The organism is Ectopseudomonas alcaliphila, from assembly GCF_900101755.1.
GTDB lineage: Bacteria > Pseudomonadota > Gammaproteobacteria > Pseudomonadales > Pseudomonadaceae > Aquipseudomonas > Aquipseudomonas alcaliphila.
This window is the reverse complement of sequence record NZ_FNAE01000001.1, coordinates 1,612,257-1,626,511: the sequence shown is the minus strand read 5'-3', so window position 1 is coordinate 1,626,511 and position 14,255 is coordinate 1,612,257. Positions and strand designations below refer to the sequence as shown.

Below are 14,255 nucleotides of genomic sequence, written 5' to 3'. Positions count from 1 at the left end.
ACGGGATACGAAAATGAACAGCTCTCTTTCGCGTCTTAGCGTCGCTCTGCTGGCGGCGCTGCTGTCGCCCGCGGTATTGGCGGCCAATCTTCAGGACTTGAATGTCGCCAGTTTGCCTGGTGACCGGGTTGAGCTGAAGCTCTCCTTCGATGAGCCGGTAACGGCACCTCGCGGCTATACCATCGAGCAGCCTGCGCGTATTGCTTTGGATCTGCCGGGCGTATCGAACAAGCTCGGTTCCAAGAATCGTGAACTGGGCGTCGGCAATGCGCGTAGCGTCACCATCGTCGAGGCCAAGGATCGTACCCGTCTGATCGTCAATCTCACCAGTTTGGCGCCATACAGCACTCGAGTTGAGGGTAACGATCTGTATGTCCTGGTGGGCGATTCTTCTGCCGCTGCAGCGCGGCCCTCTGCCTCGACGCCTGCATCGGTAACGGCGGTTGCGCCGAAGAAAACCTACGGGCCGCAACCGAAAGCAATCAGTAATATCGACTTTCAGCGTGGTGAGCAGGGCGAGGGTAATATCGTCATTACCCTTTCCGATGCCTCGATAAGCCCTGATATCCAGGAGCAGGGTGGGAAGATTCGTTTGGATTTTGCCAAGACTGAGTTGCCTGAATCCCTGCGTGTACGCCTGGATGTGAAAGATTTCGCGACGCCGGTGCAGTTCGTCAGTGCCACGGGTAGCGCAGACAAAACCAGTATTCTGGTCGAGCCGGTCGGTCTTTATGACTTCCTGGCTTATCAGACCGAGAACAAGCTGACGTTGAGCGTCAAGCCTCTCAGTCAGGATGATGTTGAGCGCCGCAAGGCGGAGCGCTTTGCTTATACCGGAGAGAAATTGTCGCTCAACTTCCAGGATATTGATGTGCGTTCCGTCCTGCAGTTGATCGCTGATTTCACCGATCTGAATCTGGTGGCGAGTGATACTGTTGCTGGCAATATCACCCTGCGCTTGCAGAATGTGCCTTGGGATCAGGCGCTAGATCTAGTGTTGAAGACCAAAGGGCTGGATAAGCGTCAGGTCGGGAATGTCTTGTTGGTAGCACCGGCGGACGAGATAGCCGCTCGTGAGCGCCAGGAGCTGGAGTCACAGAAGCAGATTGCCGAACTTGCTCCGCTGCGTCGTGAGCTGATTCAGGTCAACTACGCCAAGGCCACCGATATGGCCAAGCTTTTTCAGTCGGTGACCAGTGCCGATGGTACGCCTGATAGTCGTGGTTCTATCACGGTCGATGATCGTACCAACAGCATTATCGCGTATCAGACTCAGGAACGCCTCGACGAGTTGCGCCGTATCGTTGCTCAGCTCGATATCCCGGTCAGGCAGGTCATGATCGAGGCGCGTATCGTTGAAGCCAATGTCGATTATAACAAGGCTCTTGGTGTGCGTTGGGGCGGGTCCTCTCGGAGTGGCCGTTGGGATGTGAGTGGTAAGGATGGTGCTCAAATATTCGACAAGGACACCGGGCAGCAATTGAATATAGGTACAGATCGGATCGGTAGCACGACCGTGGATGATGGCTTGGCGCGTCTTCCATTCGTTGATATGGGAGTCCAAAACAGTACCTCCGGTATTGCAATCGGTTATCTGGGTAGCAATGTGGTGCTGGATCTGCAGCTCTCTGCGATGGAGAAGACTGGCAACGGTGAGGTTGTTTCCCAGCCGAAAGTCGTCACCTCTGACAAGGAAACTGCGAAGATCTTGAAGGGTCAAGAAGTTCCGTATCAAGAGGCCAGTTCGAGTGGCGCGACCACTACGTCCTTCAAAGAGGCGGCGTTGGCTCTGGAAGTGACTCCGCAGATCACCCCGGACAATCGCATCATCATGGAGGTCAAGGTCACGAAAGACGCTCCTGATTTCGGGAACCTGGTAAACGGCGTGCCTCCTCTGAACAAGAACGAGGTCAATGCCAAGGTGCTCGTAAATGATGGCGAAACCATCGTGATCGGTGGTGTTTTCTCGAACACCCAGTCAAGTGCGGTGGAGAAGGTACCATTCCTGGGTGACCTACCCTTCGTGGGGCGTGTTTTCCGCCGGGACATCGTTACGGATAACAAAGCCGAGTTGCTGGTTTTCATCACTCCGCGCATCATGAACAACCAAGCCATTGCCGTGAACCGATGACCTAAGTGCGGAATGTAATCCTCGTGGGCCCGATGGGAGCTGGAAAGAGCACCATCGGGCGTTTGCTTGCTAAAGAGCTGCGTTTGTCTTTCAAGGACTCCGACAAGGAGATCGAGCAGCGTACCGGTGCCGATATACCCTGGATCTTCGATGTCGAGGGTGAGCAGGGCTTTCGTGAGCGGGAGCGGGCGGTGATCGCCGAGCTCTCGATGCAGGACGGTCTTGTGCTGGCTACTGGCGGTGGGGCGGTTATGCGTCCGGAGAATCGCCAGGCTCTGCATGCTGGTGGGCGAGTCGTCTACCTGCATACTTCGGTGGAGCAGCAGATCGACCGCACGTCGCGCGATCGTAATCGTCCGTTGTTACGCACGGCCAATCCGGCTCAGGTGCTCAGGGATCTGATGGCGATGCGTGATCCTCTGTATCGAGAAGTCGCCGATATCATCATCGAGACGGACGAGCGTCCGCCGCGCATGGTGGTTCAGGAAATTCTCTCGCGTCTGGAAGCCTTGTCGCCCCGTTAAAGCGCGGGGCGAACTGCGCTATCCTAGTGGCCTTTTTATCCTGGGGGCCTCATGCAGACTCTTCACGTCGATCTCGCTGAACGCAGCTATCCCATTTATATCGGTCAGGGGCTGCTGTCCCGCCCTGAGCTGCTCACGCAGCACATAGCTGGGCGGCAGGTGGCGATCGTGACCAACGACACCGTCGCGCCGTTGTATCTGCAAAGGCTGCTGCAGGTGCTCGAAGGCTACAGCGTCACCTCTGTGGTGCTGCCCGATGGTGAGGCGTTCAAGAACTGGGAAACCTTGCAGCTGATCTTCGATGGCCTGCTGAGTGCTCGCCATGATCGCCGCACCACTGTCGTTGCGTTAGGTGGGGGCGTGATTGGTGATATGGCAGGCTTTGCCGCGGCCTGCTATCAGCGTGGTGTCGATTTCATCCAGGTTCCTACGACACTGCTTTCTCAAGTCGATTCGTCGGTGGGCGGCAAGACGGGCATCAATCATCCGCTGGGCAAGAACATGGTAGGCGCCTTCTACCAGCCCAAGGCCGTTCTGATCGATACAAACAGTCTGAATACCTTGCCCGTTCGCGAGTTGTCGGCTGGCCTTGCCGAGGTCATCAAGTATGGCCTGATTTGCGATGAGCCCTTCCTTACATGGCTGGAGCAGAATATGCCGGCCTTGCGTGCGCTCGATCAGCAGGCGCTTACCGAAGCTATCGAGCGATCCTGTGCGGCCAAAGCGCGTGTCGTCGGTGCGGACGAGCGTGAGTCGGGAGTGCGTGCCACGCTCAATCTCGGTCACACCTTTGGACACGCCATCGAGACCGAGCAGGGTTATGGTGTGTGGCTGCATGGCGAGGCAGTTGCCGCAGGAACGGTGATGGCATTGGAGATGTCCCACCGTCTGGGCTGGCTATCGGCGGCGGATCGGGACCGAGGTGTACGCCTGCTGCAGGCTGCCGGGCTGCCAGTGGTGCCGCCGCACGACATGACGCCCGAGCAGTTCCTCGAGCATATGGCCGTGGACAAGAAGGTGCTCGATGGTCAGTTGCGTCTCGTGTTGCTCAAACGTTTGGGTGAGGCTGTAGTGACTGCCGATTACCCGCGTGAAATTCTCGACGCCACGCTGCGTAGCGACTACGCAGCGCTGGCTCAGTCGTCCAACTCTTGAAGAGTGATCCATGACCAGTTTGCATGCTGACGAAGCTTTCCTGGCGCATTACCAGTTCAGTCACGACCCCTTTGCGCCACGAGTGCCCGGATTTAAGTTCTTTCCAGCGCAGAGAAAACCGGTGCTGGGGCAATTGCATCACCTGGCGCGTTACAGCCAGTTGTTGCTGGCGGTAGTCGGCCCGGAAGGCAGTGGTAAGACCCTGCTGCGTCAGGCGCTGGTCGCCAGTACCAACAAGCAGGCGGTGCAGAGCATTGTCGTTGCGCAGGGTGTCACCGGTAGTGAGGCCCTGCTGCGCCAGGTAGCTCAGGGACTGTCCATTGCTCAGGCCGATGTGCGTTCGATTCTGGCGCAGGTAGGGCAGTTGGCGTTGACCGGGCAGGAGGTCTATCTGTTGGTCGACGATGCTGATCAACTGGATGACGCGGCACTGAAAGGCGTCTTGGCACTTGCTGCGGGAAATGCCGAAGGGCGCCCACATATCTTTCTGTTTGCCGAGCAGGATCTGTTGGCGCGGTTGGAAGCGCTGGCAGGTGGCGAGGAGTGTTATCACGCGATCGAGCTTCAGCCTTACGCTGAAGAGGAAACGCGCGACTACCTGGCGCAGCGGCTCGATGGAGCCGGTCAGGGTATTGATTTGTTGACCGAAGAGCAGATCGAGGACATACACGTCCGCGCTCAGGGTTGGCCCGGGGCAATCAATCAAGAGGCGCGTGAACTGCTGGTCGAGCAGATGCTCGCGCAGCGCTCGGCTGGGCGCGGTGCCGGCGGCGGGTTTGCTCTGCCGAAGAAGCATCTGTTGGCGCTGGCCGTCGTGTTGGTAGGTGTCGCCGCTGCCTGGTTCATGCAGGGGCGCGAATCGGCCTCGCCGGCGCCAGTGGCCAGCAACACGTCGCTGCCTTTGCAGTCTTCCGCGCCGGCGGTAGACGCTGAAGAGCCGGTGCAAGCGCCTGCTGCGGCAAGTCGCGCGCCAGCCATTGAATTCGCAGGGGCCAGTCAGCCGCTGCCGTTGCCGTTGGTGGGTGAATCGCAGACCGTTATTCGCCAGCCGTTGGCTGAGGCGGCTGGTGAAGAATTGGATAACTTCGAGCCGCCGACTTCGCCTGAGCCCTCGACAGCTACACCGCCGTCAGCTCCAATTGCACCTGCACCTGCACCTGCACCTGCACCTGCACCTGCACCTGCACCTGCACCTGCACCTGCACCTGCACCTGCACCGCCGGCCCAGCAGTCTGAGTCGGCCACGCCCAAACCGGCGGCCCCGGCCCCTGCGCCCAAACCTGCTCCTGCTCCGACTCCCGCGCCGACTCCGGCTCCGGCTGTGGCCTCAGGTGGGGCGGCGACCAGCTGGTACGCGCAGCAGCCTGCTTCCCGCTATGCCTTGCAGGTAGTCGGGTCGCGTTCGGAGGCCAACATCCAGGCGCTCGTGCGTGAGGGTGGCAGCGAATACCGTTACTTCAAGAAGGTCCACCAGGGAAAGCCGCTGTATGTGCTGACCTATGGTAGCTTCTCCAGTCGCGATGCCGCTCAGGCAGCCGTGAAAACCCTGCCTGCCAAGCTGCAGGCGGGCAAGCCCTGGCCTCGCACCCTGGGTAGCATCCAGCAGGAAATGAGCCGCTAAGCGCTCTGTCCCAAGATGACCGCTTGGTCGTTAGCACGACCTTGCGGTCTTATCCTTCGTTTTTGCGACATAAATATTCACCCCCTCGTCACGAAAGTTTGTGACGCCATGGGTGGATATGTACAATGACCTCCCTTTTGCCTGTGCAAAGCTGGCCCGTGCCCGCTTTTCGGGTTTAAGTAATTGAATTAGAAAGTAATTTGCCTGAGGTCTAGGCAGCCTGGTGAGAGTTTCCCCTATGAAAGCAGGTTTGTACCGTCCTGATGAGTTCAAGGATAACTGCGGCTTCGGCTTGATCGCCCATATGCAAGGTGAGCCTAGTCATCACCTGCTTAATACCGCTATTGAGGCCCTCACCTGCATGACCCACCGCGGCGGTATCAACGCCGACGGCAAGACCGGTGATGGCTGTGGCCTGCTGATCCAGAAGCCCGATCAATTCCTGCGTGCCATCGCCCAGGAGCAATTCGGCGTCGAACTGCCTGCGCAATATGCCGTGGGCATGGTGTTCTTCAATCAGGATTCGGCCAAGGCCGAGGCTGCTCGCGAGAACATGAACCGCGAAATCCAGGCTGCCGGCCTGCAACTGGTGGGCTGGCGCAAGGTGCCGATCGATACCAGCGTGCTGGGCCGGTTGGCGCTGGAGCGCCTGCCGCAGATCGAGCAGGTGTTCATCGGCGGTGAAGGTCTGAGCGACCAGGAATTCGCCATCAAACTGTTCAGCGCCCGTCGTCGCTCGTCGGTGGCCAATGCCGATGACAGCGATCACTACATCTGCAGCTTCTCGCACAAGACCATCATCTATAAAGGTCTGATGATGCCGGCGGACCTGCAGCAGTTCTACCCGGATCTGGGTGACGAGCGCCTGCAGACCGCCATCGCGGTTTTCCACCAGCGCTTCTCCACCAACACCCTGCCGAAGTGGCCGCTGGCGCAGCCCTTCCGCTATCTCGCGCACAACGGCGAGATCAACACCATCACTGGCAACCGCAACTGGGCGCAGGCCCGGCGCACCAAATTTGCCAACGAGCAGATTCCCGATCTCGACGAGCTGGGCCCGCTGGTCAATCGCGTCGGTTCCGACTCCTCGAGTATGGACAACATGCTCGAGCTGATGGTCACCGGTGGTATCGACCTGTTCCGCGGCCTGCGCATGATCATTCCGCCGGCCTGGCAGAACGTCGAGACCATGGACGCCGATCTGCGTGCGTTCTACGAATACAACTCCATGCACATGGAGCCGTGGGACGGCCCGGCTGGCGTGGTGCTGACCGATGGTCGCCATGCCGTGTGCCTGCTCGACCGTAACGGTCTGCGCCCGGCGCGCTGGGTCACCACCAAGAATGGCTATATCACCCTGGCGTCGGAAATCGGCGTGTGGGACTACCAGCCCGAGGATGTCATCGCCAAGGGCCGTGTCGGCCCGGGGCAGATTCTCGCTGTCGATACCGAGACCGGCCAGGTACTGGACACCGAGTCCATCGACAGCCGCCTGAAGTCGCGTCATCCCTACAAACTGTGGCTGCGCAAGCATGCCCAGCGCATCAAGGCGACGCTGGAAGACCGTGACCACGGTTCGGCCTTCTACGACCCGGATCAGCTCAAGCAGTACATGAAGATGTTCCAGGTCACCTTCGAGGAGCGCGATCAGGTCCTGCGTCCGCTCGGTGAGCAGGGCCAGGAAGCGGTCGGCTCCATGGGCGATGACACGCCGATGGCCGTGCTCAGCCAGCGGGTGCGCTCGCCTTATGATTACTTCCGTCAGCAGTTCGCGCAGGTCACCAACCCGCCGATCGACCCGCTGCGTGAAGCGATCGTCATGTCCCTGGAAATCTGCCTGGGCGCCGAGCGCAACATCTTCAGCGAGTCGCCGGAGCACGCCACCCGCGTGATCCTCAGCAGCCCGGTGATCTCGCCGGCCAAGTGGCGCGCGTTGATGAGCCTGGATCGTCCGGGCTTCGACCGTCATGTCATCGACATGAACTACGACGAGTCGCTGGGTCTGGAAGCCGCCGTGCGCAACATGGCCGACCAGGCCGAGGAAGCCGTGCGTGCGGGCAAGGTGCTGCTGGTCCTGACCGACCGTCACATCGCCCCGGGCAAGCTGCCGGCGCATGCCGCGCTGGTCACCGGCGCCGTGCACCACCGCCTGACCGAGAAAGGCCTGCGCTGCGACTGCAACATCCTGGTGGAAACCGCCACCGCGCGTGACCCGCACCACTACGCCGTGCTGCTGGGCTTCGGCGCCTCGGCGGTATATCCGTTCCTGGCCTACGAAGTGCTGGGCGACCTGATCCGCACCGGCGAAGTGCTGGGCGATCTCTACGAAGTCTTCAAGTACTACCGCAAGGGCATCTCCAAAGGCCTGCTGAAGATCCTGTCGAAGATGGGTATCTCTACGGTCGCGTCCTACCGCGGTGCGCAACTGTTCGAGGCCGTCGGCCTGGCCGACGAGGTCACCGAGCTGTGTTTCCGTGGCGTGGCCAGCCGCATCCAGGGCGCGCGTTTCGTCGACATCGAAAGCGAGCAGAAGCTGCTGTCCCTGGAGGCCTGGAACAACCGCAAGTCGATCCAGCAGGGCGGCCTGCTCAAGTTCGTCTACGGCGGCGAGTACCACGCCTACAACCCAGACGTGGTGCGCACGCTGCAGGAGGCCGTGCAGCAGGGCAACTACGAGAAGTACAAGGAATACTCGAAGCTGGTCGACACCCGCCCGGTATCGATGATCCGTGACCTGCTCAAGGTCAAGGAATCCGCCGCGCCGATCGCTCTCGACCAGGTCGAGCCGCTGGAGTCGATCTTCAAGCGCTTCGACGCCGCCGGCATCTCCCTCGGCGCGCTGTCGCCGGAGGCGCACGAGGCGCTGGCAGAGGCAATGAACCGCCTGGGTGGTCGCTCCAACTCCGGTGAGGGCGGCGAAGACCCAGCCCGCTACGGCACCATCAAGAGCTCGAAGATCAAGCAGGTGGCCACCGGCCGCTTTGGCGTGACCCCGGAATACCTGGTCAACGCCGAAGTGCTGCAGATCAAAGTGGCCCAGGGCGCCAAGCCCGGCGAGGGTGGCCAGCTGCCCGGCGGCAAGGTCAACGGCCTGATCGCCAAGCTGCGCTACGCGGTGCCGGGCGTGACCCTGATCTCGCCGCCGCCGCACCACGACATCTATTCCATCGAAGACCTGGCGCAGCTGATCTATGACCTCAAGCAGGTCAACCCGAAGGCGCTGGTGTCGGTCAAGCTGGTGGCGGAAGCCGGCGTCGGCACCATCGCTGCCGGTGTGGCCAAAGCCTATGCCGACCTGATCACCATTTCCGGTTACGACGGTGGTACCGGCGCATCGCCGCTGACCTCCATCCGCTATGCCGGCGCGCCCTGGGAACTGGGCCTGGCCGAAACCCACCAGACCCTGCGCGGCAACGACCTGCGCGGCAAGGTGCGGGTGCAGACCGATGGTGGCCTGAAAACCGGCCTGGACGTGATCAAGGCAGCCATCCTCGGCGCCGAGAGCTTCGGCTTCGGTACCGCACCGATGGTTGCCCTGGGCTGCAAGTACCTGCGCATCTGTCACCTGAACAACTGCGCCACCGGTGTGGCCACGCAGAACGACAAGCTGCGCAAGGATCACTTCATCGGCACCGTCGAGATGGTGATGAACTTCTTCACCTACGTCGCCGAGGAAACCCGCGAGTGGCTGGCCAAGCTGGGCGTGCGCAGCCTGGAAGAGCTGATCGGGCGTACTGACCTGCTCGAGATGCTGCCGGGCGAAACCGCCAAGCAGGGCAACCTGGATCTGTCGCCGCTGCTGGCCAGCGCGCATATCCCGGCTGACAAGCCGCAGTTCTGCCAGGTGCCGAAGAACCCGCCGTTCGACGAAGGCCTGCTGGCCGAGAAGATGGTGGAAATGGCCAAGGACGCCATCGCCGGCAAGACCGGCGGTGAGTTCGATCTGAACATCGGCAACTGCGACCGCTCCATCGGTGCGCGCATTTCCGGCGAGATCGCGCGTGTGCATGGCAACCAGGGCATGAACGGCGCGCCGATCACCTTCCGCTTCAAGGGCACTGCCGGTCAGAGCTTTGGTGTGTGGAACGCCGGCGGTCTGCACCTGCGTCTGGAAGGCGACGCCAACGACTACGTCGGCAAGGGCATGACCGCCGGCAAGATCGTCATCACCCCGCCCGCTGGCAGCCCGTTCGCCACCGAGGACAGCGCCATCATCGGCAACACCTGCCTGTACGGCGCGACTGGCGGCAAGCTGTTCGCCACCGGCACCGCAGGTGAGCGTTTCGCCGTGCGCAACTCCGGCGCTCACGCCGTGGTGGAAGGCACTGGCGACCACTGCTGCGAGTACATGACCGGCGGTTTCGTCTGTGTACTGGGCAAGACCGGCTACAACTTCGGCTCGGGCATGACCGGCGGTTTCGCCTATGTGCTCGACATGGACAACGGCTTCTACGACCGCGTCAACCACGAGCTGGTGGAAATCCAACGCATCAACAATGAAGCGATGGAGGCTTACCGCAGCCACCTGGAAAGCGTGCTCGCCGAGTACGTCGAGGAAACCGGCAGCGAGTGGGGTCAGAACCTGTTGGAGAACCTGGACGATTACCTGCGCAAGTTCTGGCTGGTGAAACCGAAGGCGGCCAGCCTGAAGTCGCTGCTGTCCAGCACCCGTGCCAACCCGCAATAAGAATGCGCCTGAAGTGGTTTGATGAGGTAATGCAATGACTGAACGTCTGAATAACGACTTCCAGTTCATCGAAGTCGGGCGCAAAGACCCGAAGAAGAAACTGCTGCGTCAGCGCAAGAAGGAATTCGTCGAGATCTACGACAACTTCAAGCCGGCGCAAGCTGCAGACCAGGCACATCGTTGCCTGGGCTGCGGCAACCCCTATTGCGAGTGGAAGTGCCCGGTGCACAACTTCATTCCCAACTGGCTCAAGCTGGTCTCCGAGGGCAACATCCTCGCTGCCGCCGAACTCTCGCACCAGACCAACACCCTGCCGGAAGTCTGCGGCCGCGTGTGCCCGCAGGATCGTCTGTGCGAAGGTGCCTGTACCCTCAATGACGGCTTCGGCGCGGTGACCATCGGCTCGGTGGAGAAGTACATCACCGACACCGCCTTTGCCATGGGCTGGCGTCCGGACATGTCCAAGGTCAAGCCGACCGGCAAGCGTGTCGCGGTGATCGGTGCTGGCCCGGCCGGCCTGGGCTGCGCCGACGTGCTGGTGCGCAACGGCGTGACGCCTGTGGTGTTCGACAAGAACCCGGAAATCGGTGGCCTGCTGACCTTCGGCATTCCCGAGTTCAAGCTGGAGAAGAGCGTGCTCAGCCGTCGCCGTGAAGTCTTCACCGGCATGGGCATCGAGTTCCGCCTGAACACCGACGTCGGCAAGGACGTGACCATGCAGCAGCTGCTGGATGAGTACGATGCCGTGTTCATGGGCATGGGCACCTACACCTACATGAAGGGCGGTTTCCCGGGTGAGGACCTGCCGGGCGTGTACGACGCGCTGGATTTCCTCATCGCCAACGTCAACCGCAACCTGGGTTTCGAGAAGTCGCCGGAAGACTTTATCGACATGAAGGGCAAGCGCGTCGTGGTGCTCGGCGGTGGCGACACCGCGATGGACTGCAACCGCACCTCGATCCGTCAGGGCGCCAAGGCCGTGACCTGCGCCTACCGCCGTGATGAAGAGAACATGCCCGGCTCGCGCAAGGAAGTGAAGAATGCCAAGGAAGAGGGCGTGAAGTTCCTCTTCAACCGCCAGCCCATCGCCATCGTCGGCGAAGGCAAGGTGGAAGGCATCAAGGTGGTCGAGACCCGTCTCGGCGAGCCAGATGCCCGTGGCCGCCGCAGCCCCGAGCCGATCCCGGGTTCCGAGGAAGTCATCCCGGCCGAAGCCGTGCTGATCGCCTTCGGTTTCCGCCCGAGCCCGGCTCCGTGGTTCGAGCAGTTCGAGATCCAGACCGACAGCCAGGGCCGCGTGGTGGCGCCCGAGCAGTCGCAGTTCAAGCACCAGACCAGCAACCCGAAGATCTTCGCCGGTGGCGACATGGTGCGCGGTTCCGACCTGGTGGTGACGGCGATCTTCGAAGGCCGCAACGCCGCCGAGGGTATCCTGGATTATCTGGGCGTCTGATCGATTGCGTCGTGGTTTGCCCGCGACAAATTGACCCGATGGACAAAAGGCACGGCACCCGCCGTGCCTTTTGTTTTGGGGTCTGCGAAAATGCCCGCACTTTTTTCGCCGGATGCCGCCATGACCGCCCTGAAGAACGACCGTTTCCTTCGTGCCCTGCTCAAGCAACCCGTGGATGTCACGCCGATCTGGATGATGCGCCAGGCCGGCCGCTATCTGCCGGAGTATCGCGCGACCCGGGCCAAGGCCGGCGACTTCGTGAGCCTGATGAAGAACCCCGAGCTGGCCTGCGAGGTCACCATCCAGCCGCTGGATCGCTACCCGCAACTGGATGCGGCGATCCTCTTCTCCGATATCCTCACCATTCCCGACGCCATGGGCCAGGGTCTGTACTTCGAGACTGGCGAGGGCCCGCGCTTCAAGAAGGTAATCAGCAGCCTGGCCGACATCGAGGCGCTGCCGGTGACGGATGCCGAGAAGGATCTGGGTTACGTGATGGACGCCGTGCGTACCATCCGCCGCGAACTCAATGGCCGCGTGCCGCTGATCGGCTTCTCCGGCAGTCCGTGGACGCTGGCCACATACATGGTCGAAGGCGGTTCGTCGAAGGACTTCCGCAAGTCCAAGGCGATGCTCTACGACAACCCGCAGGCCATGCATGCGTTGCTCGACAAGCTGGCGCAGTCGGTCACTGCCTACCTCAACGGGCAGATTCTGGCGGGGGCGCAGGCGGTGCAGATCTTCGATTCCTGGGGCGGCGCGCTCTCGGCGGCGGCCTACCAGGAATTCTCCCTGGCCTACATGAAGAAGATCGTCGATGGCCTGATCCGCGAGCACGACGGCCGTCGTGTGCCGGTGATCCTGTTCACCAAGGGTGGCGGCCTGTGGCTCGAATCCCTGGCTGACAGCGGTGCCGAGGCGTTGGGTCTGGACTGGACGTGCGACATCGGCAGCGCCCGCGCCCGTGTCGGTGCCAAGGTCGCCCTGCAGGGCAACATGGACCCGGCGGTGCTGTACGCCAAGCCGGAGGCGATCCGCGCCGAAGTGGCACGTATCCTGGCGGCCTATGGTGCCGGCAGCGGCCATGTGTTCAACCTCGGGCACGGCATCACCCCGGAAGTCGATCCGGCTCACGCTGGCGCGTTCTTCGAGGCCGTGCACGAGTTATCGGCGCAGTATCACCGGTAAGTCGAAGGCTGCGTGGCGGGCGGGCTTCCAGCCTGGCCGTCACATGGCCTAGCGGTCCCCATTGCGCGGCGCTGCCGGCGCCAGGTGTTCCTTCTTCTTGCGCGGTGGGTGCAGGCGCACGCTGATCAGGGTATCCGTCGTGCCATGCTCGAACAGGCTGTCTTGGGGCGTGGGTTTGCCGCCGAAGAGCGACGGATTGCCGGAGAACCCCATCGGCTCCAGCGGGATACCGCGGGGGCTGAGATCCAGTTGGCCATTGCCGTTGCTGTCCTGGAATACCTGCACGGCATAGCGACCGGGCGGAAGATCGCTCAGGCGCAGCGGCGTTTCCGTTCCCTGCAGCTCGCGCAGGCGGGGCTGCCAGTCCTGTTGATCGGCGGGTACCAGCGCCAGGTACAGGTTTGCCTGGTCCTGTTTGCCTTCTACGTCGATCAGCAGATCGCCTGCCTGGAGCGATTGGCAGGCGAGCAGCGGAACCAATAGGCAAAGCTGGCACAGGCGGGTTACGGTTTGAAGAAGGCTCTGTGGCATAATCCGGCCATTTTGCAGGGAATGCGCCGCGAATGCGTCATGTTTTAGTCGTCCACTTCTCACAGACCGGCCAATTAGACCGCTTGGTGCAATCGGTCTGTGCGCCGCTGCGCGAATGCGATGACATTCAGGTGGATTTCCTGGCGCTGCAACCCGCTGAACCTTTCCCCTTTCCCTGGCCGTTTCTCGGCTTCTTTCGCATCTTCCCGGAAACCGTGCTGATGAAGCCGCAGCCCTTGCTGCCGCTGAACGTCGATGCCGACAAGCGCTACGATCTGGTGATTCTGGCTTATCAGGTCTGGTTCCTCTCGCCCTCGCTGCCGTGCACCAGTTTCCTTGCCTCGCCCGAGGCCGCTCGTCTGCTGAAAGGCACGCCGGTGGTGACCTTGATCGGCTGCCGCAACATGTGGCTGATGGCGCAGGAGAAGGTCAAGGCGCGTCTGCAGGCACTCGGCGCGAAGCTGGTGGACAACGTGGTACTGACCGACGCCTGCGGTACGGCCGCCAGTTTCCTGGCTACACCGCTATGGATGTTCACTGGCCGGCAGAAACCCTATAGCTGGGTGCCGCGTGCGGGTATCGACGAGCGGGAATTGGCGGCAGCGAGTCGCTTCGGCGACGCTATGGCAGGTCGTCTGCTGGCAGATCGGCAACCCATCGACAAGCCGATGCTCGCAGGCCTCGGCGCGGTAAAGGTGGATGAGAAGCTGATCGCCAGCGAAAAGGTCGGTAATCGCAGCTTTACCCTGTGGAGCCGTCTGCTCTCGGCGCTGGGCCCGCAGCAGAGTCGCCGGCGAGGTGCCGGACTGGTGCTGTACATTGTGTTCCTGATTTGTCTGATCCTGACCGTGGTGCCGATCACGGCTCTGCTGAAGAAGTTGCTGGCCCCGCTGTTCAAGGCGCGCATCCAGCGAGAGAAGGCCTACTTTGCCGGCCCGTCCGGCGAGTGAAGTGACCCGAGGTAA

At 61.6% G+C, this 14,255-nt stretch carries 9 protein-coding genes; 8 read left to right on the top strand and 1 reads right to left on the bottom strand.

Going from position 1 to position 14,255, the window contains the following annotated elements; all coding sequences use genetic code 11:
- Positions 1-13: 13 nt before the first annotated feature.
- From pilQ to hemE, 7 genes are all read left to right on the top strand, one after another.
- Positions 14-2,131, top strand: coding sequence for a type IV pilus secretin PilQ (gene pilQ, locus BLR77_RS07655; RefSeq protein WP_074676420.1), 2,118 nt, complete (start codon positions 14-16; stop codon positions 2,129-2,131).
- 5 nt (positions 2,132-2,136) lie between these two features.
- On the top strand, positions 2,137-2,655 hold the full coding sequence (gene aroK / locus BLR77_RS07650) for a shikimate kinase AroK (protein ID WP_026088727.1): 519 nt from the start codon (positions 2,137-2,139) through the stop codon (positions 2,653-2,655).
- Positions 2,656-2,706: 51 nt separating this feature from the next.
- On the top strand, positions 2,707-3,810 hold the full coding sequence (aroB, locus tag BLR77_RS07645; protein WP_074676419.1) for a 3-dehydroquinate synthase: 1,104 nt from the start codon (positions 2,707-2,709) through the stop codon (positions 3,808-3,810).
- A 10-nt stretch (positions 3,811-3,820) separates the two neighbouring features.
- Positions 3,821-5,431 carry an SPOR domain-containing protein gene (locus BLR77_RS07640; protein WP_074676418.1) on the top strand — a complete coding sequence of 537 codons (1,611 nt, stop codon included), beginning with the start codon at positions 3,821-3,823 and terminating at the stop codon, positions 5,429-5,431.
- Between the two features lie 238 nt (positions 5,432-5,669).
- Positions 5,670-10,118, top strand: a complete 4,449-nt coding sequence (gltB, locus tag BLR77_RS07635) for a glutamate synthase large subunit (RefSeq protein WP_074676417.1) — start codon at positions 5,670-5,672, stop codon at positions 10,116-10,118.
- 34 nt (positions 10,119-10,152) lie between these two features.
- Positions 10,153-11,571 (top strand): FAD-dependent oxidoreductase, encoded by a 1,419-nt coding sequence (locus tag BLR77_RS07630; protein WP_074676416.1) that lies wholly within the window; start codon positions 10,153-10,155, stop codon positions 11,569-11,571.
- 120 nt (positions 11,572-11,691) lie between these two features.
- Complete coding sequence (gene hemE, locus BLR77_RS07625; RefSeq protein WP_074676415.1) at positions 11,692-12,759, top strand: uroporphyrinogen decarboxylase; 1,068 nt, start codon at positions 11,692-11,694, stop codon at positions 12,757-12,759.
- A 48-nt stretch (positions 12,760-12,807) separates the two neighbouring features.
- On the opposite strand, the gene BLR77_RS07620 is transcribed toward hemE, so the two are convergent.
- Positions 12,808-13,239: a DUF2141 domain-containing protein gene (locus tag BLR77_RS07620; RefSeq protein WP_074676414.1), complete on the bottom strand. Its 432-nt coding sequence runs from the start codon at positions 13,237-13,239 to the stop codon at positions 12,808-12,810.
- An 83-nt stretch (positions 13,240-13,322) separates the two neighbouring features.
- Here BLR77_RS07620 and BLR77_RS07615 point away from each other — a divergent pair, with 83 nt between their 5' ends.
- Complete coding sequence (locus tag BLR77_RS07615; RefSeq protein ID WP_074676413.1) at positions 13,323-14,240, top strand: hypothetical protein; 918 nt, start codon at positions 13,323-13,325, stop codon at positions 14,238-14,240.
- The last annotated feature ends 15 nt before the right edge of the window (positions 14,241-14,255 follow it).